20 protein-coding genes are annotated in these 22,951 nt (G+C 73.7%); 8 read left to right on the top strand and 12 right to left on the bottom strand.

Annotated elements, in window-relative coordinates; translation table 11 throughout:
• Window positions 1-47 precede the first annotated feature (47 nt).
• From CFP66_RS22825 to CFP66_RS22815, 3 genes are all read right to left on the bottom strand, one after another.
• Window positions 48-1,154: a branched-chain amino acid aminotransferase gene (locus CFP66_RS22825; protein WP_094927180.1), complete on the bottom strand. Its 1,107-nt coding sequence runs from the start codon at window positions 1,152-1,154 to the stop codon at window positions 48-50.
• A gap of 168 nt (window positions 1,155-1,322) precedes the next feature.
• The gene (gene gcvT, locus CFP66_RS22820; protein ID WP_094927179.1) at window positions 1,323-2,420 is read right to left on the bottom strand and encodes a glycine cleavage system aminomethyltransferase GcvT; all 1,098 of its coding nucleotides are present in this window, start codon (window positions 2,418-2,420) and stop codon (window positions 1,323-1,325) included.
• Between the two features lie 10 nt (window positions 2,421-2,430).
• Window positions 2,431-3,693, bottom strand: coding sequence for an APC family permease (locus tag CFP66_RS22815; RefSeq protein ID WP_233159628.1), 1,263 nt, complete (start codon window positions 3,691-3,693; stop codon window positions 2,431-2,433).
• Between the two features lie 123 nt (window positions 3,694-3,816).
• Between CFP66_RS22815 and CFP66_RS22810 the strand changes: the two genes are divergently transcribed.
• Window positions 3,817-5,316, top strand: a complete 1,500-nt coding sequence (locus tag CFP66_RS22810) for a leucyl aminopeptidase (RefSeq protein WP_094927178.1) — start codon at window positions 3,817-3,819, stop codon at window positions 5,314-5,316.
• Window positions 5,317-5,336: 20 nt separating this feature from the next.
• On the opposite strand, the gene CFP66_RS22805 is transcribed toward CFP66_RS22810, so the two are convergent.
• The 3 genes from CFP66_RS22805 to CFP66_RS22795 all read right to left on the bottom strand — a co-directional run bounded on the left by CFP66_RS22805 (window position 5,337) and on the right by CFP66_RS22795 (window position 8,474).
• On the bottom strand, window positions 5,337-6,053 hold the full coding sequence (locus tag CFP66_RS22805; RefSeq protein WP_094927177.1) for an alpha/beta hydrolase: 717 nt from the start codon (window positions 6,051-6,053) through the stop codon (window positions 5,337-5,339).
• A 136-nt stretch (window positions 6,054-6,189) separates the two neighbouring features.
• Complete coding sequence (locus CFP66_RS22800; RefSeq protein ID WP_233159627.1) at window positions 6,190-7,932, bottom strand: CocE/NonD family hydrolase; 1,743 nt, start codon at window positions 7,930-7,932, stop codon at window positions 6,190-6,192.
• A gap of 197 nt (window positions 7,933-8,129) precedes the next feature.
• Window positions 8,130-8,474: an oxidoreductase gene (locus CFP66_RS22795; protein WP_094927176.1), complete on the bottom strand. Its 345-nt coding sequence runs from the start codon at window positions 8,472-8,474 to the stop codon at window positions 8,130-8,132.
• 159 nt (window positions 8,475-8,633) lie between these two features.
• Between CFP66_RS22795 and lpdA the strand changes: the two genes are divergently transcribed.
• The 4 genes from lpdA to lipB all read left to right on the top strand — a co-directional run bounded on the left by lpdA (window position 8,634) and on the right by lipB (window position 13,866).
• Complete coding sequence (gene lpdA / locus CFP66_RS22790) at window positions 8,634-10,016, top strand: dihydrolipoyl dehydrogenase (RefSeq protein WP_094927175.1); 1,383 nt, start codon at window positions 8,634-8,636, stop codon at window positions 10,014-10,016.
• 45 nt (window positions 10,017-10,061) lie between these two features.
• The gene (sucB, locus tag CFP66_RS22785) at window positions 10,062-11,903 is read left to right on the top strand and encodes a 2-oxoglutarate dehydrogenase, E2 component, dihydrolipoamide succinyltransferase (protein WP_094927174.1); all 1,842 of its coding nucleotides are present in this window, start codon (window positions 10,062-10,064) and stop codon (window positions 11,901-11,903) included.
• A 109-nt stretch (window positions 11,904-12,012) separates the two neighbouring features.
• The gene (locus CFP66_RS22780; RefSeq protein ID WP_094927350.1) at window positions 12,013-12,903 is read left to right on the top strand and encodes a TIGR01777 family oxidoreductase; all 891 of its coding nucleotides are present in this window, start codon (window positions 12,013-12,015) and stop codon (window positions 12,901-12,903) included.
• A 210-nt stretch (window positions 12,904-13,113) separates the two neighbouring features.
• Window positions 13,114-13,866 carry a lipoyl(octanoyl) transferase LipB gene (gene lipB, locus CFP66_RS22775; RefSeq protein WP_094927173.1) on the top strand — a complete coding sequence of 251 codons (753 nt, stop codon included), beginning with the start codon at window positions 13,114-13,116 and terminating at the stop codon, window positions 13,864-13,866.
• Between the two features lie 9 nt (window positions 13,867-13,875).
• On the opposite strand, the gene CFP66_RS22770 is transcribed toward lipB, so the two are convergent.
• A complete protein-coding gene (locus tag CFP66_RS22770; RefSeq protein WP_094927349.1) occupies window positions 13,876-14,814 on the bottom strand; it encodes an LLM class F420-dependent oxidoreductase in 939 nt (312 codons plus the stop codon).
• Between the two features lie 207 nt (window positions 14,815-15,021).
• Between CFP66_RS22770 and lipA the strand changes: the two genes are divergently transcribed.
• On the top strand, window positions 15,022-16,026 hold the full coding sequence (gene lipA / locus CFP66_RS22765; RefSeq protein ID WP_094927348.1) for a lipoyl synthase: 1,005 nt from the start codon (window positions 15,022-15,024) through the stop codon (window positions 16,024-16,026).
• Window positions 16,027-16,102: 76 nt separating this feature from the next.
• Complete coding sequence (locus tag CFP66_RS22760) at window positions 16,103-16,834, top strand: DUF4191 domain-containing protein (RefSeq protein WP_094927172.1); 732 nt, start codon at window positions 16,103-16,105, stop codon at window positions 16,832-16,834.
• An 8-nt stretch (window positions 16,835-16,842) separates the two neighbouring features.
• Here the strand turns inward: CFP66_RS22760 and CFP66_RS22755 are convergent, their stop codons facing one another.
• Genes CFP66_RS22755 through CFP66_RS22745 form a run of 3 tightly spaced genes read right to left on the bottom strand, consistent with a single transcriptional unit; the run spans window position 16,843 to window position 20,815 of the window.
• Window positions 16,843-18,297, bottom strand: coding sequence for a carboxyl transferase domain-containing protein (locus tag CFP66_RS22755; protein ID WP_094927171.1), 1,455 nt, complete (start codon window positions 18,295-18,297; stop codon window positions 16,843-16,845).
• A complete protein-coding gene (locus tag CFP66_RS22750; protein WP_094927170.1) occupies window positions 18,294-19,481 on the bottom strand; it encodes a CaiB/BaiF CoA-transferase family protein in 1,188 nt (395 codons plus the stop codon). The genes CFP66_RS22755 and CFP66_RS22750 overlap by 4 nt, the downstream gene beginning before the upstream one ends.
• Window positions 19,481-20,815, bottom strand: coding sequence for an SLC13 family permease (locus tag CFP66_RS22745; RefSeq protein ID WP_094927169.1), 1,335 nt, complete (start codon window positions 20,813-20,815; stop codon window positions 19,481-19,483). The genes CFP66_RS22750 and CFP66_RS22745 overlap by 1 nt, the downstream gene beginning before the upstream one ends.
• Before the next feature lie 104 nt (window positions 20,816-20,919).
• On the opposite strand from CFP66_RS22745, the gene CFP66_RS22740 reads away from it, so the two are divergent.
• Window positions 20,920-21,615: a FadR/GntR family transcriptional regulator gene (locus CFP66_RS22740; RefSeq protein WP_094927168.1), complete on the top strand. Its 696-nt coding sequence runs from the start codon at window positions 20,920-20,922 to the stop codon at window positions 21,613-21,615.
• Between the two features lie 16 nt (window positions 21,616-21,631).
• Here the strand turns inward: CFP66_RS22740 and CFP66_RS22735 are convergent, their stop codons facing one another.
• Both CFP66_RS22735 and CFP66_RS22730 read right to left on the bottom strand, forming a co-directional pair.
• On the bottom strand, window positions 21,632-22,399 hold the full coding sequence (locus CFP66_RS22735) for a MerR family transcriptional regulator (protein ID WP_094927167.1): 768 nt from the start codon (window positions 22,397-22,399) through the stop codon (window positions 21,632-21,634).
• Window positions 22,390-22,917 (bottom strand): GyrI-like domain-containing protein, encoded by a 528-nt coding sequence (locus tag CFP66_RS22730; protein ID WP_094927166.1) that lies wholly within the window; start codon window positions 22,915-22,917, stop codon window positions 22,390-22,392. Before CFP66_RS22730 ends, CFP66_RS22735 begins: the two co-directional genes overlap by 10 nt.
• Window positions 22,918-22,951 lie beyond the last annotated feature (34 nt).

Raw genomic sequence — 22,951 nt, 5'->3', positions numbered from 1 at the left:
GCGCCCGAAAAACAGCGGTAGGGCTCCAAGGTGCGGTCAGGTGGGGTTCACGGCGCGGGGACCAGCTCGTGCATCCAGGAGTGCGTGTCGGGGGCCGTTCCTCGCTGGATGTCCGTCAGCAGCTCGCGGAGCTTCAGCGTGATCGGGCCGGGCTGTCCGCCGCCGATCTGCACCGCGCCCTCGTTGTGCTTGACCCCGCCGATCGGGGTGATGACGGCGGCGGTGCCGCAGCCGAAGACCTCGGTGATCCGCCCGTCCGCGGCGCCCTCGAGCCATTCCTGGCCCGACACGCGCCGCTCGGTGACCTGGCAGCCCAGCTCCTTCGCCAGCACCAGCATCGAGTCGCGCGTGACGCCCGCGAGGATGCTGCCGGTGAGCGAGGGCGTGACCACCTCCACGTCGTCACCGGAGCCGTACACGAAGAAGAGGTTGTTCGAACCCATCTCGTCGATCCAGTGCCGCTCCTCGGCGTCGAGGTAGGCCACCTGCGCGCACCCGTGCTCGGCGGCCTGGGCCTGCGGCAGCAGCGACGCGGCGTAGTTGCCGCCGCACTTCGCGGTGCCGGTGCCACCGAGGGCGGAGCGGGTGTAGTCGGTGGACAGCCACACGTCGACCGGCTTCACCCCGTTCGAGAAGTACGGGCCCGCGGGCGAGGCGATCACCGCGTACAGGTACTCGGCCGACGGACGCACCCCGAGCCCGACCTCCGTGGCGATCATGAACGGGCGCAGGTAGAGCGACTCCTCGCCGCCGGCCGGCGGAACCCACTCGCGGTCGGCGCCCACCAGCTCCGTGAGCGAGGCGAGGAACAGCTCGTCGGGCAGCTCGGCCATGGCCATCCGCGCCGCCGACGCTCGGAAGCGCGCCGCGTTGGCGTCCGGGCGGAAGCTCGCGATCGAGCCGTCGGGCTGCCGGTAGGCCTTGAGGCCCTCGAAGATCTCCTGCCCGTAGTGCAGGACCATCGTGGCCGGGTCGAACGTGAGCGGGCCGTAGGGCACCACGGCCGGGTCGTGCCACCCGCTCCCCGACGCCCACCGGATCGTCACCATGTGGTCGGTGAAGTACCGGCCGAACCCCGGATCGGCCACGATCTCCGCCCGCCGGTCGGCCGGAACCGGTGAGGGGTGGGGGGTGCGGGTGAACGGCACGCTCATACCGGAGACGGTACTAGGCCGGGCAATGGTCGGACGTCCGAGCATCCCCTCCCCACAGCGCGACACACCCACACCCAAACCCCGACTCGCGGGTGTGGGGTCCCCCCAGACCCGCGAGTCGGGGTCCCAGACCCGCGAGTCGGGGCCAGGCGCGGGCGAGTCGAGGTCTCAGCGCACGTGGGACGGGACGAACGGGGGCTTCACGACCGTGCACTCCAGGGCGCGGCCGCGGACGTCGACCGCCACCACGTCGTCGAGTGCCACGCCGGCGGCGGTGTCGATCAGTGCGAGGGCGATGCCGGTCTTCAGCGTCGGGGAGAACGTGCCCGAGGTGGTGGTGCCGACCTGCGCGCCGTCGACGAGGACCGCCATCCCGGCCCGGGGCACGCCGCGTCCGGTGGCGCGCAGGGCACGCAGGCGACGCGCCGGCTTCGCCTCCTTCTCGGCCAGCAATGCCTCCCGGCCCCAGAACTCCGGCTTGGACCACCCCACGGCCCAGCCGCTACCCGCCTGCACGGGGGTGATCTCCTCGGACAGGTCCTGCCCGTGCAGCGGGTAGCCCATCTCGGTGCGCAGGGTGTCGCGCGCGGCCAGACCTGCGGGGCCGCCGCCGAGCGGCTCGGCCGCGGCGAGGAGGGCGTCCCACACGCCGGGGGCGTCGTCGGCGGGCACGAGCAGCTCGTAACCGCGCTCGCCGGTGTAGCCGGTGCGGCACACCCGCACTCCGGCTACGTCGGCGAACGCCATGTAGTCCATCCCGGCGAGGTCCGCGGCGCCGGGCAGCACGGTGACGAGCACCTCGGCCGCCTTCGGCCCCTGCACGGCGAGCACGGCGAGGTCGCGGTGCCGGTCGGTGATCGTGACCTCCGCGGGCGCGGCGGCGCGCAGCAGCTCCGCGACCCGCGCGGCGTTGGCCGCGTTCGGCACGGCGAGCACCTCGTCGGGGCCGACGAGGTAGACGATCAGGTCGTCGACCACGCCGCCGGACCCGGTGCAGCAGAGCGTGTACTGCGCCTGACCCGGGCCGATCTTCCCGAGGTCGGCGGTCAGGCACCGGTCGACGAACGCGGCCGCGCCCGGGCCGGTGATCGCGAGCTTGCCGAGGTGGCTGACGTCGAAGACGCCGACGGCGTCGCGCACGCTCGAGTGCTCGGCCACCGTGCCCGCGGGATAGGTCAGGGGCATCGACCACCCGCCGAACTCGCCGAGGGTGGCGCCGAGGGCGACGTGCCGGTCGTGCAAGGGGCTGGTCAGGAGGTCGGCCACGGGGGCGAACCTACCCGGCGGCGCCGGAGCGCCCGAGCACCGTGCACAGCACCCACCCGACGGCGAGCGCGACGGCCGTGGTGACGACCTGGTGCGTCGGCAGCAGCGCCGCCAGCCCCAGGCACAGCAGCAGCCCGAGGCACGAGGTCCAGTGCGGCCAGCTGCGCTGCGCCGCCGGCAGCCGCAGCGCGGAGAGATTGATCACTGCGTAGTAGACGAGCACCGAACACGCCGACAGCGCGATCGCCGCGACGGGGCCGGCGAACGCGGCGATGCCGATCGCGACGAGGCCGCCCACGATGTCGGCGCGGCGCGGCGTACCGCGGGAGGAGATCGCGGCGAGCCCGGTGGGCAGCTCCCCGCGCCGGGCCATCGCCAGCGCCGTGCGGCTGACCCCGACCAGCACCGACAGCAGCGCGGACCCGGCAGCCACGGCCGCGCCCGCGCGCACGAGCACGCCGAGCGCGCTAGCCTCACCGCCGTCGACGACCGCGACGAGCGGGGCCGCCTCGGTGGCCAGCCGGTCGGCTCCGAGACCGGCCAGCAGCGCGGCGGCCACCAGCAGGTAGGTCAGCATCGCGATGCCGAGCGCGAGCGCGATGGCACGGCGCAGGGTGCGGTGCGGGTCGCGCACCTCCTCGCCGAGGGTGGCGATCCGGGCGTAGCCCGCGAACGCGAAGAAGACCAGACCGGCCGCGGTCAGCACGCCGAACACGCCGCCGCGGGTGGGAACCGGCTCCACGTCCGGGGTGGCGGCGGTGGCCACGGCCGCCTGTTCCGGACCGAGCAACCCGATCGCCACCACGACGAGCAGCACCGCGAGCGTGCCCCCCACGAGCGCGTACGCGCCGCGCGACGTCCAGCGCACCCCGGTGCTGTTCAGCACGGTGGCGGCGACGATCACCATCGCGGCGGCGGGCAACGGCGCCGAGGGGAGCACGTAGCTGCCGAAGACCCCGGCCGCCGCGGCCGCCGACGCCGTCTTCCCGACCAGGAAGGCCACGCCCGCGAGCCGGCCCGCGCCCGGGGAGAGCCGCGCGCGCCCGTAGACGTATCCGCCGCCGCTCTCCGGATGGGCGACGGCGAGGTCGGCGGTAGAGGCCGCGTTGCAGGCCGCGACGACGCCCGCGAGCACCACGGCGAGCAGCAGCCACGGCCCGGCGGCCGCGGCGGCGGGCGCCCAGACCGCGAACACACCGGTACCGAGCATGGCGGCCAGCCCGAGCACCGTGGCGTCGGCTGTACCCAGTCGGCGCTGCACGCTCGAGGACACGGCGTCCACCCTTGCACCCGGGGCTGCACGCTCCGAGGGCACGGTGGTGTCATTAGCATCTCGAACCGGTCTCGCCCCGCCGGCGAACGCATTCACCCCGCACCCCTGCCGAGAGGACCGCGCGTGTCCACCGACCTGCACATCGCAGACGGATCACCTGCCACCGCCGACGTCGACGCCGTGGTCATCGGGCTGTTGCCGGCGGCCGACGGGGATCAGGACCCCCGCCTCGCGCCCGGCGCCGCCGAGGTGGCCGACGCGTTCGGCGGCGCGGACGAGCTGACCGCCCTGCTCACGGTGGCCGGGGCCACCGGCAAGGCGGAGGAGGTCGTGAGGCTGCCCGCGCGCGGGAGCATCACGGCGCCGCTGCTCGTCGCGGTCGGCCTCGGCGCCCCCGACGAGGGCGGGGAGCCGCAGGCCGAGCAGGTGCGCCGCGCCGCGGGCGCCGTGGCCCGCGCGCTGGCCGGCACCGGGAGCGTCGTCAGCACGCTGGGCCGGATCGACCTCGGCGCCGCGGCGGAGGGCACCCTGATGGGCGCCTACACGTTCACCACCTACCGCTCGGGGAGCAACGGGCGTGCGCCGGTGGGCTCCGTCGGCCTGCTCGCCGACGCCGGCCAGGACGACACCCTCCGCACCGCCGCGGCCGTCGCCACGGCGGTGCGCACGGCGCGTGACCTGGTCAACACGCCGCCCAACGACCTCTACCCGGAGACGTTCGCCGCCCGGGCCCGCGAGCTCGCGCAGGCCGCGGGCGTCGAGGTGGAGGTGCTCGACGAGGAGGCGCTCGCCACGGGCGGCTACGGAGGTGTGCTCGGCGTCGGCGGCGGGTCGGCGCGCACGCCCCGGCTGGTGCGGCTGAGCTACGCGGGCGGGCCGGACCCGCGCGCGAAGGTCGCGCTGGTGGGCAAGGGCATCACGTTCGACACGGGCGGCATCTCGATCAAGCCGGCCGCGAACATGGACCACATGACCTCGGACATGGGCGGTGCCGCCGCGGTCATCGCCGCCACGGTGCTGGCCGCGCAGCTGGAGCTGCCGGTGGCGGTCACGGCCACCGTCCCGATGGCCGAGAACATGCCCAGCGCCACCGCCTACCGCCCGGGCGACGTGCTGCGCATGTACGGCGGCACGACCGTCGAGGTGCTCAACACCGATGCCGAAGGCCGGCTCGTCCTCGCCGACGCGATCGTCCGCGCCTCCGAGGACGAGCCCGACTACCTGGTGGAGACCTCCACGCTCACCGGTGCCCAGCAGGTGGCGCTCGGCCTGCGCACCGCGGGTGTGATGGGCAGCGACGACTTCCGCGACCGCGTGGCCGCCCACGCCCGCGCCACCGGCGAGGACGGCTGGGCCATGCCGCTGCCCGAGCACATGCGCGGCGAGCTCGACTCGCGCATCGCCGACATCGCCAACGTCACCGGCAGCCGCTGGGGCGGCATGCTCGTGGCCGGGACCTTCCTGCGCGAGTTCGTGCCCGCAGGCCTGCCGTGGGCCCACATCGACATCGCGGGCCCGAGCTTCCACAGCGCCGGCCCGTACGGCTACACGACGAAGGGCGGAACGGGCGTACCGGTCCGCACGCTGCACGCACTGCTGACCGACATCGCGAAGAACGGCTGAGCGTCCGGGGACGGCGATCGCTACCCGCCTTCGCCGTTTTCCATGAGGTCGAGCAGTTCGTCGATCGCATCCGCCACCTCGGCCGGCTCCACCACCGGGCTGAGGTGGCGACCTCGATACCGCCGGACTGGCCATCCTCGGCGCGCAGCCTCCTCTGCAGCCCCCTCGTAGGGCTCGGAAAGCCGCAGGTACCCCGCTCTGGTGCCCTCCCAACGCGGGACGTTCGGCGCGACCTCTGCGAAGTAGTCCACCGGGAGGCGGGGCACCTCGGCGACGAACGCCGCCCGGGACCCCGCGTCGGGGAGGAGCTCACGCAGAACGGCCGGCTCGAACCACTCCTGCCACGGGGGGAGTATCCCACCGCTGGCGAGGCTCCGGAGCTCGCCCGCCATCTCGGTCGGCACGGAGTCGAACCACGCCCGCCCGGGATGCGGCAACGTGGCGTCCACGAACACGACGGCGCCGATCTCGACCGGAGCGGCCTGCAGCACCGACGGCACGAGTGGGCCCGCGCCGCTGTGCACCGCCAGGACGACCCCGCCGGCGCGCTCGACGGGCATGCAGGCGTGGACCCTCTCGGCGAACCCCTGGTAGAACGGCGGCCCGTCGTCCACGGCGCCGACGAGCGACGGCACGCACACGGTCCGGCCGCGGCTCCGGAACTCGCTCGCGACCGCCTGCCAGGTCGACGGCCCGACAAGCGGACTGTGCACGAGGACCAGCGGCGGCGCAGCCATGGCAGGGACCGTAGTCAACGCAACCGCCCCTGACACCACGCTTCGCCGTGAGCCGAATGCGGTCGCGGAAGCCTCTGCCTGGCGCTCCTACGCGCAACCGCTGACACGGAAGCGAAGCCCGCCTGATCGTGCAGGCTCAGCGACGCACAACCGGCAGCACCAGCCGTGAGGGGTGCGCGCCTCCGTGGTGCACGCGGTTCAGCGCCGGGAGGAAGTCCTCCGCGCACTCCTGCGCGATCGTGCCCCCCGTGTTCGTGTTGCGGTCGAAGCGCGGGAAGTTGCTGCTGGACACCTCGAGCCGGATGCGGTGGCCCGCCCGGAACAGGTTCGCCGTGGCCACCAGGTCGACGCGCACCTCGTAGACGCGTCCGGGCTCCATGAGGCGCGGCTCGGACAGCGACTCGCGGTAGCGCACCCGCAGGATCCCGTCGGCCAGGTTCTCCGCGCGCCCGTCCGGGTAGACGTCCACGAGCTTCGCCGTGAAGTCCGTGTCCGGCGCCGAGGACGAGACGTGCAGGACGGCTTCCACCGGGCCGGTCACCTCCAACGGCTCGGCGAGCGGCTCGGTCGTGTAGCACAGCACGTCCGCGCGCCGCTCCACCTCGCGCTGGTCGCGGGGCCCGGAGTTCACGCCGACGAACAGGCCGGGGAGGAACGAGCCCCCGCCGACGGTCGGGACCGGGTCGCGGGGGTCGTACAGGTAGGCGTCGTAGGCGGCGCCCGCAGGAGGCTCGGTGCCGAGCGAGCCGTCACCCGCCGCGGTATTGGCGCGGCCCTCCCCGCCGAGGTGGTAGTCGACGAACTCGGTGCCGGGCAGCGGCCAGTCGTCCTCGTCGCGCCAGACGTCGGCGCCCATCACGAAGATGCGCACCGGCTTGTCGCCCTCGAGCCCGTTGTCCACGCCCTTGAGCAGGTGGTCGAACCAGCGCAGCTGCATCCCGGTGACGTCGGCCGCGTCCGTGCCCGCCATCAGCCCGAAGCCGCGCTCCGGGAACCACCCGCCCACCGGCCCGTGCGCCCACGGCCCGATGACCAGCCGCTGCATGCCGCGCGCCGCTGCGCTGCCGCCCGCCGCCTTCATCCCGGTGTAGTTGGCGATCGTGCCCTTGAGGAACAGGTCGTACCAGCCGCCCATGTTCAGGGCCGGCACCGTGATGTCCCCGTAGTGCTCGCGGGGTGCGCAGGAGCGCCAGAACTCGTCGTAGGAGGGGTGGTCGAGCCAGTCGTCGTAGTAGGGGGCGATGCCCTTCAGCTCGGGCAGCCCGCGCAGCGGCGTGCGCCGGTAGAGCTCGTCGTTGGCGTCGACGGCCGCGATCAGGGCGCCCAGCTGCTCGGGCGTGGCGCTCCCGGCGCCCAGACGCCGCTGGAGCTCGGCGAGCCCGAGCGTCGACAGCGTCCAGTGCAGGTTGAAACCCAGCTGGAACGCGCCGCCCTGGTAGGCCCAGCTCTCGTAGTACTGGTCCGTGGTGACGAACGGCGCGATCGCCGCCAGCGCGGGCGGCGCCTGGCTCGCCGCGAGCCACTGGGTGGCCCCGAAGTACGAGCCACCGATCATGCCGACGCGTCCGGTGGACCACGGCTGCGCCGCCACCCACGCGACGGTGTCGGCCCCGTCCGCCGCCTCGTCGAAGAACGGGTTGAACTCCCCCTCGCTGGCGTACCGGCCGCGGGTGTCCTGCACCACGACGGCGTAGCCGGCCTGGGCGCCGCGCAGCACGTCGAAGGAGAAGTTGCGCAGCCCGGCGACCTCCTTGCCGTACGGCAACCGCTGCACCAGCACCGGGAACGGCCCGTCGCCCTCGGGCCGGTAGACGTCGGTGGCCATCCGCACGCCGTCCCGCATCGCCACCATGACGTTCTTCTCGATGATCAGACTCACACCGGTCCCCTCTCGCCGCCTGCGGGCGACGCTAGCGCGGTGGCCCGGGCGCGGCGACAGCTCGTGATCGCCGGATGGGTGCGGTGGCGGCGACATCCCGCCGCTACTGCGCCCAACGGGTGATCTCGCACCGGTGGGCGGCCCCGCTGCGCGCCGTGGAGCGACGGCACGACGGTCGGTCGTTCGCGCCCCGGCCGCTACTCCTCCAGTCGGGCCCGGCGGGCCCGCTCGCGCAGGACCCGCTCGCGGGCGTCGTGGTCGCGCATCCGCTGCGGGTAGCCCACGAGCTGCACGTCGTAGACCGGCATCGCGAGCGCGCGGGCGAACTTCCGCGCGGCGGCCGGGTCGGCCACGCGGCGGCGCGTCCAGGCGCCGTCCTTGTCCACCAGCAGCACGGTGGTGCCGGTGACCGTGGTGCGCGGCTCGACGAACGCCTCCACGCCCTCGTGTGCCGCGGCCCACTGCCGCAGGTGCGTCCGGTCCTCGTCGCCCGACCCGCGGGCCCCGATCCGGCCCTTCGTCAGCCTCGCCAGCACGCCCATCCGAGCCACCTCCCGCCCGCTCAACGCTCGGCACGGGTGATTCGCTCCCGGGGGAGCACCAGCCGCCACGTGCGACCCCGGCAGATGACAAGATGGGATCAGCGGCGTCACATGCCGCTGCCCACACCCCGTGGCGACCGATCGGTAGGGAGTACACACGTGCCCGAGCACAACGCGGACCTCGTCGTTCTCGGCGGCGGATCGGGCGGCTATGCAGCCGCGCTGCGCGCTGCCGAGCTGGGCATGTCCGTGGTGCTGGTGGAGCGCGACAAGCTGGGCGGCACCTGCCTGCACTACGGCTGCATCCCCACGAAGGCACTGCTGCACGCGGCCGAGGTGGCCGACGCCGCCCGTGAAGGCGACAAGATCGGCGTCAAGAGCTCGCTCGCCGGGATCGACATGGCCGGCGTCAACGGCTACAAGGACGGCGTGATCAGCAAGCTCTACAAGGGCCTGCAGGGGCTGGTGAAGTCCCGCAAGATCACCCTGGTGGAGGGCACCGGGCGGTTCGAGGGCCCGAACGCCGTCGTCGTGGGCGAGGACCGCTACGTCGGCAAGAACGTCGTGCTCGCCACCGGCAGCTACGCCAAGTCGCTGCCCGGCCTCGACATCGGCGGCCGGGTCATCACCAGCAACGAGGCCATCCGGCTCGACAACGTCCCCGAGCGGGTGGTCGTGCTCGGCGGCGGTGTGATCGGCGTCGAGTTCGCCTCGGTCTTCAAGAGCTTCGGCGCCGACGTCACGGTCGTCGAGGCGCTGCCCCACCTCGTCCCCAACGAGGACGAGTTCGCCTCCAAGCTGCTCGAGCGCGCCTTCCGCCGCCGCAAGATCGCCTTCAAGACCGGCGTGAAGTTCACCGGCGCCAAGCAGACCGACGAGTCGGTCACCGTGTCGCTCGAGTCCGGCGAGGAGATCGAGGCCGACCTGCTGCTCGTCGCCGTCGGCCGCGGCCCCAACACCGCGGGGCACGGCTTCGAGGAGGCCGGCGTCACGATGGAGCGCGGCTTCGTCCTCGCCGACGAGCAGCTGCACACCAACCTTCCGAACGTGTACGCCCTCGGCGACATCGTCCCCGGCCTGCAGCTGGCCCATCGCGGCTTCGCCCAGGGCATCTTCGTGGCCGAGCAGATCGCCGGGCTCAACCCGCCGCCCATCGACGAGGCCGGCATCCCGCGCGTCACCTACTGCGAGCCCGAGGTCGCCTCCGTCGGGCTCACCGAGGCGCAGGCCCGGGAGCGCCACGGCGAGATCCAGACGCTGACCTACGACCTCGCCGGCAACGGCAAGAGCCAGATCCTGCAGACGCAGGGCGCGATCAAGCTCGTCAAGGCGGGCGGCGAGGGCACGCAGGGGCCGGTCGTCGGCATCCACATGGTCGGCGCGCGCGTCGGCGAGCTGATCGGCGAGGCGCAGCTGGTCTACAACTGGGACGCGCAGGCCGAGGACGTCGCGGCCCTCGTCCACGCCCACCCCACCCAGAACGAAGCCTTCGGGGAAGCGCACCTCGCGCTCGCCGGCAAGCCCCTGCACAGCCACAGCTGACGCCCCCGAACCCCCGAACCGCAGGAAGAGGAGCTCCGACCCGAAATGGCCTTCTCCGTCCAGATGCCCGCCCTCGGTGAGAGTGTCACCGAGGGCACCGTCACCCGATGGCTCAAGCAGGAGGGCGACCGGGTCGAGGTCGACGAGCCCCTGCTCGAGGTCTCCACCGACAAGGTCGACACCGAGATCCCCTCGCCTGCCGCAGGCGTCCTGCAGCGCATCGTCGCCGGCGAGGACGACACCGTCGAGGTCGGCGGTGAGCTGGCGGTGATCGGCGACGCCGACGAGGCACCCGCCGAGACGGGCGACAGCGGCGCCGGCGACACCGGGGGCGAGACCCCTGCGCAGTCGGCGGCCGAAGCACCCGCCGAGGAGGAGCCGGCCGCGCAGGAGCCGGCCGCGCCCCCGAACCAGGCCGCCGCGCCGGCCGCGCAGGAAGAGCCGGCACAGGCGCCTCGTGCCGCCGCCGAGTCGACCGGCCAGGGCACCGCGGTCCGGATGCCGGAGCTCGGGGAGAGCGTCACCGAGGGCACCGTCACCCGGTGGCTCAAGCAGGTCGGCGACCGGATCGAGGTCGACGAGCCCCTGCTCGAGGTCTCCACCGACAAGGTCGACACCGAGATCCCCTCCCCCGTCGCCGGCACCCTGCTGGAGATCACGGCCAACGAGGACGACACGGTCGACGTCGGCGGGCAGCTCGCCGTCATCGGCGACGCCGCCGCGCAGAGCGCCCCGCCCGCGCAGGAGCCCGAGCCCGCCCAGCAGCAGCCCCGGGAGCAGGCGTCGCCCCCGCAGCAGCAGGCCCCGCAGCAGCAGGCCGAGCAGCCGACCTCCGGCGACGGCGCAGCCCGCGCGGAGGCGCAGCCCGAACCCGCCGCCGAGCAGGAGGACGACGCGCAGGACGGCGACCGTGGTGGCGCGCCGTACGTCACCCCGCTCGTGCGCAAGCTCGCGGCGGAGCAGGACGTGGACCTCACCTCGATCACGGGGTCCGGCGTCGGTGGCCGCATCCGCAAGCAGGACGTGCTCGCCGCGGCCGAGGCCAAGAAGCCGGCTGCCGAGCCGGAGCCCGCCGCGCCGGCCCCGCAGGCCGCCGCGGCCCCGTCCGGCGCCCCGTCCGCCGCCCCGGCGCGCCAGGTGCCCAGGCCGCCCGCGAACGCGCCGGAGCCCGGCACCACGGTGAAGATGCCGCGGCTGCGCCAGCTCATCGCGCAGCGGATGACGGAGTCGCTGCGCACCTCCGCGCAGCTCACCACCGTGCAGGAGGTCGACGTCACGCGGATCGCCGCGTTGCGGGCCCGCGCGAAGGCCGAGTTCGAGCGGCGCGAGGGCGTCAAGCTGACGTTCCTGCCGTTCTTCGCGAAGGCCACCGTGGAGGCGCTCAAGGCGTTCCCGCAGGTCAACTCGTCGATCAACGAGGAGACGAAGGAGGTCACCTACCACGGCGGCGTGCACCTGGCCATCGCGGTGGACACCCCCCGCGGCCTCCTCGTGCCGGTGATCAAGAACGCCGAGGACCTCAACATCGCGGGGATCGCGCGCAAGATCGCCGACGTCGCGCAGCGCACGCGCGACAACAAGATCGGCCCCGACGAGCTGTCCGGTGGCACCTTCACGATCACCAACATCGGCAGCGCGGGCGCCCTCTTCGACACCCCGATCATCAACCAGCCGCAGGTCGCCATCCTCGGCACCGGCAAGATCACCAAGCAGCCCATGGTCGTCACCGGCCCGGACGGCGACGACTCGATCGCCATCCGCTCGGTCTGCTACCTGCCGCTGACCTACGACCACCGGATCGTCGACGGCGCCGACGCCGGCCGGTTCGTCAGCGCGATCAAGGCCCGGCTCGAGGAAGGCGCGTTCGAGACCGACCTGGGCCTGTGAACCGACCGTGAGTGGATACGGGTGCCCGAGCACTCGTATCCACTCACGGCCCGGATGGTGACGGGCTCCCGGGTCGCGAGCCGCACCGGCTTCGGCGATGATCTCCGGCGTGCGTGTCGTGGTCGCCGGTTCGTCCGGCCTGATCGGTACTGCTCTCGTCGCCGACCTCCGGCACGCGGGCCACGAGGTCTTGCGGCTCGTCCGCCGGACCCCGGCCGCGCCGGACGAACGCGGGTGGGACCCACCGGCGGGCCGGATCGACGACGGGACGTTCGACGGCGTCGACGCCGTGATCAACCTGAACGGCGCCGGCATCGGCGATCGGCCGTGGAGCGGTGCGCGCAAGCAGCAGCTGCGCGACAGCCGCACCGTGCCCACCGACGTGCTGGCCGGCGCCGTCGCGGAGCACGGGGTGGCGTCTCTGCTCAACGCGTCGGGCATCAACTTCTACGGCGACACGGGCTCACGCGTGGTCGACGAGTCGGCCCCGGTCGGCGCGGGATTCCTCGCCGAGCTGTGCCGGGACTGGGAGGTCGCCACCGCCCCGGCGGCCGCTGCGGGCGCGCGGGTCGTGCTGATGCGCTCGTGCGTGGTGCTCTCCCCGGCCGGTGGTCTGCTGGGCCGGCTGCGGCCCTTGTTCTCGCTGATGCTCGGCGGTCGCCTCGGCAGCGGCCGGCAGGCGTTCCCGTGGATCTCCCTCGACGACGAGGTCGGCGCCATGCGGTTCCTGGTGGAGCACCCCGACGTGCGGGGGCCGGTGAACCTGGCCGGGCCGGAGCCCGTCACCAACGCCGAGTTCACCGCCGCGCTCGCGGCGGTGCTGAACCGGCCCGCCCTGCTGACGGTGCCGGCCCTCGCCCTGCGCGCCGTCCTCGGTCAGGCGGCCGAGGAGATGATCCTGACGGGCCCGCTCGCCGTTCCCGCGGTGCTGCAGGAGCACGGCTACGAGTTCCGGCACCGGACCGTGACCGACGCCCTCAGCGCGGCTGTGGACCGTTGACCGCCCCAGGGCGCGACACGCACGCACCGAGACCCCGACTCGCGGGTGTGTGGGTGCCCACCCCCGCGAGTCGCGCCCCAGCACCCGCGAGTCGCGCCCCAGCACCCGCGAGTCGCGCCTGAACACCCGCGAATCGGGGTCTGGGCGTACGGGTGTCGCGGTCCCGAGTACGGCCGGGATCGCGGTGTCCGTGGGCGTAGCGTGAGCGCCATGGGAACCCGTCACGCCGTCCGGTCCTGCCGCCGGAGCACCGAGCCGCTGCGGATCGACCGCGCGGGCACCGTCGACTACCGCGCCGCCTGGGACGTGCAGCGCGCCACTGCCGACGCCCGCCGTGCCGGGACGGGTCCCGACGTGCTGATGCTGCTGGAACACCCGTTCGTCTACACGGCCGGCAAGCGCACCCAGCCCGAGGACCGGCCCACCGACGGCTCCCCCGTCGTCGACGTCGACCGTGGCGGCCGCATCACCTGGCACGGCCCGGGCCAGCTCGTCGGCTACCCGATCGTCGGGCTCGCCGAGCCGCTGGACGTCGTCGACTTCGTGCGGCGGCTGGAGGAGGCGCTCATCCGCGTCATCCACGACGCCGGGCTCCCGGCCGCGGGCCGCATCGACGGGCGCAGCGGCGTCTGGCTGCCCGCCGACGACCGGCGCCCCGAGCGCAAGCTCGCCGCCATCGGCGTCCGCGTGCAGGGCGGCGTCACGCTGCACGGCTTCGCCCTCAACTGCGAGCCGGACCTCACCGCCTACGACCGGATCGTGGCGTGCGGGATCGCCGACGCCGGAGTCAGCTCGCTCGCCGTCGAGCTGGGCAGGCAGGTTCCGGTGGCCGAGGTGCTGGAGGCCACCGCCACGGCCGTCACCGACGCCCTCGACGGCACGCTGCCGGTGTCCGAGCACGTCGTTCCCCGCGCGGCGGCGCCCGCAGGGCTCGACCTGCGCCTGCACCCCGCCCTGGGCTAGGAACCGCGGCTACCCCGCCAGCTGCGGGGCCACCTGCGACGCCACGAGCTCGACCTGGTCGAGGTCGGCCAGGTCGAGCAGCTGCAGGTAGATGCGGGTGACGCCGGTCTTCTCGCGCCACTCCCCGATCCGGTCGACGACCTCGCCGGGGGTGCCGGCGAGCCCGTTGGCACGCAGCTCGTCCAGCTCGCGGCCCAGTGTCAGGGCGCGGCGGGCGACCTCCTCGTCGTCGCGGCCGACCGCGATCACGAGCGCGACCGAGCGCACGAGGTCCGCCGGGTCGCGCCCGATCTCGCGGCACGCGGCGTCGACGCGCTCGAACTGCGCCGCGACCACGTCGGACGTCGAGAACCCGACGTTGAACTCCGAGGCGAACCGCGCGGCGAGCTCCGGCGTGCGCTTCTTGCCGTGACCGCCGACGATCACCGGCGGGTGCGGCTGCTGCACCGGCTGCGGCAACGCGGGCGAGTCGGTGACGGTGTAGTGCTCGCCGGCGAAGGAGTACCGCTCTCCGGGCAGGGTGCTCCACAGGCCGGTGATCACCTCGAGCTGCTCGGCGAGCCGGTCGAAGCGCTCGCGCAGGCCCGGGAAGGGGATGCCGTAGGCCGCGTGTTCCTGCTCGAACCAGCCGGCACCCAGCCCCAGCTCGACGCGGCCGCCCGACATCTGGTCGGCCTGCGCCACGGACACCGCGAGCGGGCCGGGCAGCCGGAACGTGGCGGAGTTGACGAGCGTGCCGAGGCGGATCCGCGAGGTCTCGCGGGCCAGGCCGGCGATCGTCAGCCAGGCATCGGTGGGGCCCGGTTCCCCGGCGGCCCCTCCCATGGCGAGGTAGTGGTCGGATCGGAAGAAGGCGTCGTAGCCCGCCGCTTCCGCCGTGGTGGCGACGCGCAGCAGGTCGTCGTAGCTGGCCCCCTGCTGGGGCTCGGTGAAGATCCGCAAGTCCACCCGTCCGAAACTAGCCGCCCGGGTGGCGGCGGGCAGCACCGGCCGCGCCCAGGAGGGTTCAGGAAAGCCACTTTCCTGCCCCCCACGTTCATGAAAGTGGCTTTCCTGAACCTTGGGGCGGGCCTGCCGGCGATCATGCTGAGCGTCACGCCTGCCGTCCCGGTGCGGCCCCGGGCGGGCCCGTTCCGGCGGCGTAGCCTGGCGGCCGTGACGATCGCACCCGAAGGTCGCAAGCTCCTGCGCCTGGAGGTCCGCAACAGCGAGACCCCCATCGAGCGCAAGCCGTCGTGGATCCGGACGAAGGCGCGCACCGGCCCGCAGTACACCGAACTGAAGTCGCTCGTGCGTTCCGGCGGTCTGCACACGGTGTGCGAGGAGGCCGGCTGTCCCAACATCTACGAGTGCTGGGAGGACCGCGAGGCCACCTTCCTCATCGGTGGCGAGCAGTGCACCCGCCGCTGCGACTTCTGCCAGATCGACACCGGCAAGCCGGCCGACCTCGACCGTGACGAGCCGCGGCGCGTGGCCGAGTCGGTGGCCACGATGGGCCTGCGCTACTCCACCGTCACCGGCGTGGCCCGCGACGACCTGCCCGACGGCGGCGCATGGCTCTACGCCGAGACCGTCCGCCAGATCCACGAGCTGAACCAGGGCACCGGCGTCGAGCTGCTGATCCCCGACTTCAACAACCGCGACGACCAGCTCGCCGAGGTGTTCGGTTCCCGCCCGGAGGTGCTGGCGCACAACCTGGAGACCGTGCCGCGGATCTTCAAGCGCATCCGCCCGGCGTTCCGGTACGACCGCTCGCTCGACGTCATCACGAAGGCGCGCGCCGACGGCCTGGTCACCAAGTCGAACCTGATCCTGGGCATGGGCGAGACCCCCGACGAGGTCACCGCCGCTCTGCGCGACCTGCACGAGGCGGGTTGCGAGATCATCACGATCACGCAGTACCTGCGCCCGTCCGCCCGCCACCACCCGGTGGAGCGCTGGGTGAAGCCGGAGGAGTTCGTGGAGCACTCCCGCGCGGCCGAGGAGATCGGCTTCGCCGGCGTCATGGCCGGACCGCTGGTCCGCTCGTCCTACCGGGCCGGACGGCTCTACGCCCAGACCGTCGCCCACCGCGGCGAGGAGCTCTCCCCCGACCTCGCCCACCTCGCGGCCGAGGGCCCCGCGGCCCAGGAGGCCAGCAGCCTCCTCGCCCGGAGCTGACGCTCCCGGACGCACCTCTCCAGCCACAGCAGTACGGCTCCGAGGTGCGTCTGGTGTGACCACGTATCCTCGTCGTATGGCCGGTGGGAAGCCCGACAAGGCAGCGAAGCAGGAAGCCAAGCGCGCGCGGCGCGCGGCGTCCAGGGCGCGGTACAAGCAGATCTGGCAGGCGTTCCAGATGCAGCGCCGGGAGGACAAGGCGCTCCTACCGCTGATGATCGGCGCGCTCGTGGTGTCGGTGGCGGTGGTCTTCGCGATCGGCCTGATCTTCGACCTGCAGTGGATCCTGCTGCCCCTCGGGATCGCGGTGGGCCTGCTCGCCGCGGTCAGCATCTTCGGCCGCCGCGTGCAGCGCAACGTCTACAGCAAGGCCGAGGGACAGCCCGGCGCCGCGGGCTGGGCGCTGGACAACCTGCGCGGCCAGTGGCGCGTCACCCCCGGCGTCGCCGGCACCACCCACCTCGACGCGGTGCACCGGGTGATCGGCCGCCCCGGCATCGTCCTCGTCGCCGAGGGTGCGCCGCACCGGGTCAAGAGCCTGCTGGCGCAGGAGAAGAAGCGCACGGCGCGGGTCGCGGGCACGATGCCGATCTACGACATCATCGTGGGCAACGACGAGGGCCAGGTGCCGCTCTCGAAGCTCCAGCGCCACCTCACGAAGCTGCCGCGCAACATCGACAAGCAGCAGATGGAGTCCATGGAGGCGCGGCTGGCCGCCCTCGGCTCCCGCGCCGCCGCCATGCCCAAGGGCCCCATGCCCGCGGGCGCGAAGATGCGCAGCGTGCAGCGCACGGTCCGGCGCCGCTGACCCGACGCTCAGCCGGTCAGCCGGGCCGGCCCGGGCTCGGCGAGCTCGCGGACGGCCGCCGCGCACGCGCTCACCATGGCGCGCACGAACCCGCGGGGGTCCTCGTGCGCCGCGGGCCGTTCGGGCACCACGACGTGCACGAAGCCGCCGGCGTGCAGGTCGTGCGCGCTCACCTGCTGGAGTTCGGCGAGCTCCGCAGCGTGCGCGGTGTCGTGGTGGACGATCACGCTGGCGCCTTCGAGCGGCAACGGGGAGAGCCAGGCGTGCTCCGCGGCGACGATCCGGCCGGCCGGCAGGAGCGCGAGCGCTCCGCCACCGCTGCCCTGGCCGAGCAGCAACGCCACGGTGGGCACCGTCAGGCTCGACATGTCGGCCACGCAGCGGGCGATCTCCCCGGCGAGGGCTCCCTCTTCGGCCCGTGAGGAGAGCTCGGCGCCGGGGGTGTCGACGACCGTGACGAGCGGGAGGCCGAGTTCACCGGCGAGGCGCATCCCGCGACGGGCCGCACGCAGGCCCGCGGGGCCCAATGGTCGGCGCGAAGCCTGGTGGTGGCGGTCCTGCCCGACCAGGACGCACGGGATCCCGTCGAACGAGGTGAGGGCGAGCCGCAGCCCGGCGTCACGCTCGCCTTCGCCGGTTCCGCTCAGCGGCACGACCTCGTCGGCGCCGTGGGCCAGGAGCTCGCGCAGGCCAGGCCGATCGGGCCTGCGGGTCAGGAGCACCGAGTCCCAGGCCGAGACCCCGGGCGAGACGGCGCCGCTCGACGGCGGCGGAACCGGCCGGCGGACGCCTGCGGACACCCGTGGCCGCAGCAGCCGCAGCATCCGGGCGGCCACCTCCGCCAGGTCCTGCGTCGGCACGACACCGTCGATCACGCCCTTGCCGACGAGGTGCTCGGCCACCTGGACCTCCGGTGGGAAGGGCGATCCGTTGAGCGCCTCTGCCACCCGGGGGCCGAGGAACCCGATCCGGGCGCCCGGCTCCGCCACCGTGACGTGCCCGAGCGACCCCCACGACGCGAGCACACCACCGAACGTCGGGTTCCGCAGGTGCACGAGATAGGGCAGGCCTGCGGCCTTGTGCGCCACCACGGACTTGGAGATCGCGACCATCTCCACGAAGGCGGGGGTGCCCTCCTGCATCCGGGTGCCGCTGGAGGCGGTGCTCACGACCAGGGGAAGGCGTTGACGGGTGGCGCGCGTGACCGCCGCGACGATGCGCCGTGCGGCGGCGCGCCCGATCGAGCCGCCGAGGAACCCGAACTCGCCGACGACGACGGCGACGTCGTGCCCCTGTATCGAGCCGGCCCCGGTGAGCACCGCCTCGTCCGCGCCGGACCGCTCCCGCGCCCGCTCCAGCTGCGCGCGGTAGCCGGCGTCGTGTCCACCCAGGTCGATCGGCGCGTCCCAGCCGACGAACGTGCCGTCGTCGAGGACGAGGTCGATCAGCGCGCGGGCGCTCACGCCGCGCCGTCCTCGGCGAGCCACGACCGCACCGCCGCGCCGTCGCCGCCGAGCGGCGGCGGCGCCCTGTGCGACCGTCGGGTGACCTCGGTCCCCCGCGTGTCGAAGAACCGCAGCGGTGGGCCGGCCAGCTGGAGCCTGCCGAGCGTCTCGTGGTCGACGTCGATGAGCAGCCCCTGGCTGCGGGTCTGTTCCCAGGCGTAGACCTCGTCGAGGGTGCGGACCTTCCCCGCGGGAACGCCGACCTCGTCGAGCCGGGCGAGCAGGTCGGCCGCCTTCCACCCGGCGAAGACCTCCTCGACGATCTCGACGAGCCGGTCGCGGTTCGCGACGCGTTCCCCGTTCGTCTCCAGGCCGGGAGCGGCGGGGTCGAGGCCGAAGCCCGCGCAGAAGCGGCGCCACAGCGCCTCGCTGCCGACCGCGATCTGGACGGAGCCCTCGGCGCAGCGGAACAGCCCGTACGGGGCGATGGCCGCGTGGTGGTTGCCCTGGGCGCGGCCGAGCTCGCCACCGACCGTCCAGCGGGTCGACTGGAACCCGTGCACCCCGACCACGGCCGCCAGCAGGGAGGTGCGCACCACCGTGCCCGCTCCCGTACGACCGCGTTCCAGCAGCGCCGCGAGCACGCCGTAGGCGCCGTACATGCCGGCCAGCAGGTCCGCGATCGGCGTGCCGACCTTCTGCGGGTCGTCCGGCGCGGACCCGGTCAGCGACATCAGGCCCGCCTCGCCCTGCGCGATCTGGTCGTACCCGGAGCGGCCGCCCTCCGGGCCGTCGTGCCCGAAGCCGGTGATGGAGAGGACCACCAGGCCGGGGTTCAGCTCGTGGAGCACGTCGATGCCCAGCCCGAGGCGCTCGAGCACGCCGGTGCGGAAGTTCTCGACCAGCACGTCGGCGCGCCGGACGAGCTCGAGCAGGACGTCCCGGTCGGCGTCGGCCTTCAGGTCGAGGGTGATCGACTCCTTGTTGCGGTTGGCGGAGAGGAAGTACGTGGACTCCCCGCCCACGAACGGCGGGCCCCACCCGCGGGTGTCGTCGCCCGCGCCCGGTGCCTCGACCTTGACCACCCGGGCGCCGAGGTCCCCGAACATCATGGTGGCCTGGGGCCCGGCCAGCGCGCGGGACAGGTCGACCACGAGCGTGCCGGCGAGCGGGCCGGGCGCGGCGGTGTCCGTGCCGCTCATCAGAAGATCCCGCCGGGCACCACGATCGCGGCCCAGACGAGCAAGGGCCCGAGCACGACGACGACCACGCTGTAGCGCAGCACCTGCTTGTAGTAGGTCTCCTCCGCGATGGTGTCCGGGCGGTTGGCGACCATGATCGCTCCGTTCGTCGAGAAGGGGCTGACGTCCACGATCGTCGAGGACACCGCGAGCGCGGCGACCACGGCGACGGCGCTGACGTCGCCGGCGGCGATCAGCGGGATCGCGATCGGGACGATGATGGGCAGCAGGGCCGTCGAGGAGGCGAATGCCGAGGTCACCCCGCCGACGTAGCAGAGCACCAGCGCGCCGATCAGGATCGTGCCCAGGCCTGCGGCCCAGGTGCCGATCGCCTCGGGCGCACCGGCCGCGCTCAGGACCGCCGCATACGTGCTGACGCCGGCGACCAACAGCACCGTCGGCCAGGCGATCTGCTTGATGGCGCCCTTCTGCTCCTTCGGGAACAGGGCGGTGAGGATGGCCGCCGCGGTGATCGCGGTGAACCCGATGTTGCGCTCGAAGGCCAGCGCGACGACCGCGACGAGCCCGAACGCGACGAGCGTGATCACCTGGTCCGCGAAGCGCTGGGGGGTGACGACGGTGTCGCCGTCGGTGCGGGTGGCGACGCCGCCGCGCGGATCGGTGGATCCCGAGCCGGGTGCACCGCCGGCCGGGTCCGGGTCGTCCGCTTCGTCGGCGATGATGCGTTGCGACACCAGCCGGCGGCCGCCCAGCGCGAGGAACAGCACGATCGCGATGGCCGTGTTGAACAGCAGGCTCGTCAGGAAGACGGTCATCTCGCCGACCGGCAGGTTGTTCTCGGCCATCACCGAGTTCGTGATGACGCCGTAGATGCTGATCGGGGAGAACCCGCCGGCCTGGGCGCCGTGCACCACGAGCATGCCCATCATCAGCGGGCTGATGCGGTAGCGACCGGCGAAGCCGAGCGCGATGGGCCCGACGATGGCGCAGGCCGCGGGGCTGGCGGCGCCGATGGAGGTCAGCACGGCGGTCAGCGCGAACATCACCCAGGGGATGAGCGCCGTCCGGCCGCCGACCGCGCGCACCGCGGCCCGCACGATCAGGTCCACGGTGCCGTTGTTGCGGGCGATGGCGAACAGGTAGGTGACCCCGACGAGGGTGAGGACGAGGTCACCGCTGATACCGCCGATGATCTCCTTCTCGGTGAGGTCGAGGGAGTACATCCCCACGAGCCAGGCGGCGATGAAGCCCAGCACCCCCATGTTGATCGGCAACAGGCTGCCGACGACGAACAGCGCGACGAGCGCGACGATCGAGACCAGCTCAGGTGTCATGTGCGGTCCTCGGGTTAGTCAACGGTGACTGGGATCCAGCCTGGCCTGGAGGATCAGTGGCCTAGCCAATAGGCAACTGGGCCACGTGTCAATAGACTGGCGACATGTCTGCAGGGCACGCGCTCCGTCCGGTGGCTCGACCACGCCTGTACGAGCAGGTCGTGAGCCAGATCCAGGAATGGATGGCCGACAACGGCCTCCAGGTCGGAGACCGCCTCCCGCCCGAGCGGGAGCTCGCCACCCGGCTCGGCGTGAGCCGGGCGACCATCAGCCAGGCGCTCGTGGCGATGGAGGTCGTCGGGGTGGTCTCCGTGCGCCACGGCGACGGCGTCGTCCTCGTGGAGCCGGCCGGCTCCGCCAAGGTGGTCAACGCCCTGCGCCGGCACGCGCAGCAGCTGCCGGAGATCATCGAGGCCCGGGACGCGCTGGAGACCAAGCTCGCCGCCCTCGCGGCGCAGCGGCGCACCGACGACGACCTCGCCGCCATCGACGAGGCGCTCGACGTGATGGAGCGCGACATCGCCGCCGGGGGCCGCGGCGTCGAAGGGGACGAGCTCTTCCACGCGGCGGTGACCGCCGCCGGTCACTCACACCTGCTGGCCACGCTCATGGGCGAGATCAGCGACCTGGTCAGGGAGACCCGGATCGAGTCGCTGTCCCAGCCCGAGCGGCCCGCCAACTCGCTGCGGGCGCACCGGCGGATCGCCGACGCGATCCGGGACCGGGACGGCACGGCCGCCGCCACGGCGATGCACGACCACATCATCATGGTCAGCGACGTCGCGCTGCTGAAGAGCTGACGCCGGGCGGCGGCCCTCAGTCCGCCAGGGCCACCGCCACGCGGGTGACCAGCTCCTGGGGCTCGGCTGTGCTCGGATCCGTCAGGTAGGTCTCGGCCACCGGGCCGGCCGGGCGGTGGCCGTGCTCGCGCACGTGCTCCAGCAGCGCGGTGTAGGCCAGTGGGAGCTGCGGGTACGGCCCGACGTGCAGGGTGCTCGCCCACGCACCGCCGGGCAGTCCGTCGCTGCCGGCGGCCGCGGGCACGCCCACCAGCACGTCGAACTCGTCCACCAGGTCCAGCGGGAACACCGCGACGAGCGGCGCGCGCCCCGCACCGAGACCCTTGCGCAGCACGGCGCGGCACAGGGCGCCGGTGTCCTCGTCGAGCGCGGCGGCCCGGACCCGCCCGGTGAGCCCGTCCAGCCGGACCGGCGCGCGGTCGGCGATCGCGACGGCGTAGGGCACCCGCTCGGGCGCCTCGCGCAGCGCGTCGAGCGTGCGCAGCACCTGCTCCCGGTGCGCCAGCTCGGCGGCCAGGCGCTCCCGCTGCTCGGCGAGCACGACGGCCACCGCGGCGTCGTCGGGGGCGCGGAGCACCTCCCGCACCACCGGCAGCGGCACGTCGAGGCCGCGCAGCAGCGCGATCGTCGTGGCCGTCCGCACCTGCTCGGCCCGGTAGTAGCGGTAGCCGGAGTGCGGGTCGACCGAGGCCGGGACGAGCAGCCCTTCGGCGTCGTAATGGCGCACGGCCTTGACCGTGAGCCGCGCCAGCCGGGCGAACTCGCCGATCGGCATCAGACCCATCGGCTGACCGGCACCTGCAGGAGCGTGCGCAACTGCGCGGGCGGCGTCGCGGACGGGTCGGTCAGGTAGACCTCCGTGTGCGGACCGGCCGGCACGAGCCCCGCGCGTTCGACGAACGCGTACAGCGCCGCGAGCGAGGGCCCCTCGTCGGCGTACGGGCCGTGGTGCAACAACCGCGCCACGCGCTGGGCCCGTGGCATGCGCAGGTGGACAGGGGCGCCGAAGCGGGCGGCGGCGGTCGCCACGGCCTCGGGCGTGGCCTGCGGCGGGGCGGGAACGAGCAACCGCCAGTGCCAGCCGTCGGGGGCGGCGAGGTCGAAGCGCAACGGGTCGCCGTCCTGGCTGTAGCTGCCCTCCAGCGGAACGTCCTCGCGGGCTCCGAGGGCGGCCCGCACGGCGAACAGGGCGCGGACGGCCGCGGCGAACGCGGGTGCCTCGGGGGCGCCGGTGCCGTCGACGGTCAGCACGGCGCGGGCGGGCAGGTCGATGACGGCCGGGGCGGTGGTGTCGGTGTGCATGGGTCCGACCGTCCGGTCTCCCCCACGGGGAGGG

Source organism: Pseudonocardia sp. MH-G8 (assembly GCF_002262885.1).
Lineage (GTDB): Bacteria > Actinomycetota > Actinomycetes > Mycobacteriales > Pseudonocardiaceae > Pseudonocardia.
This window is presented reverse-complemented; position numbering and strand designations above follow the sequence as displayed.